This window comes from Kluyvera huaxiensis, from assembly GCF_040149365.1.
Lineage (GTDB): Bacteria > Pseudomonadota > Gammaproteobacteria > Enterobacterales > Enterobacteriaceae > Kluyvera > Kluyvera intermedia_A.
This window is the reverse complement of sequence record NZ_JBEFLV010000059.1, coordinates 1-556: the sequence shown is the minus strand read 5'-3', so window position 1 is coordinate 556 and position 556 is coordinate 1. Positions and strand designations below refer to the sequence as shown.

The window sequence follows — 556 nt, the reverse complement described above, 5'->3', positions numbered from 1 at the left end:
TGCCGTAAAACATGGCAACTGCAGTTCACTTACACCGCTTCTCAACCCGGTACGCACCAGAAAATCATTGATATGGCCATGAATGGCGTTGGATGCCGGGCAACCGCCCGCATTATGGGCGTTGGCCTCAACACGATTTTCCGCCATTTAAAAAACTCAGGCCGCAGTCGGTAACCTCGCGCATACAACCGGGCAGTGATGTGATTGTCTGCGCTGAAATGGACGAACAGTGGGGCTACGTCGGTGCTAAATCACGTCAGCGCTGGCTGTTTTACGCGTATGACAGGATACGGAGGACGGTTGTGGCGCACGTCTTCGGTGAACGCACTCTGGCCACACTGGAGCGTCTTCTGAGCCTGCTGTCGGCCTTTGAGGTCGTGGTATGGATGACGGATGGCTGGCCGCTGTATGAACCCCGCCTGAAGGGAAAGCTGCACGTTATCAGCAAGCGATATACGCAGCGCATTGAGCGACATAACCTGAATCTGAGACAACATCTGGCAAGGCTGGGACGGAAGTCACTGTCGTTCTCAAAATCGGTGGAGCTGCATGACAA

1 pseudogene is annotated in these 556 nt (G+C 54.5%); it reads left to right on the top strand.

What is annotated here, in order from left to right:
- Positions 1 to 556 (top strand): annotated as a pseudogene (locus ABOC97_RS23915) (IS1 family transposase); the annotation flags it as partial.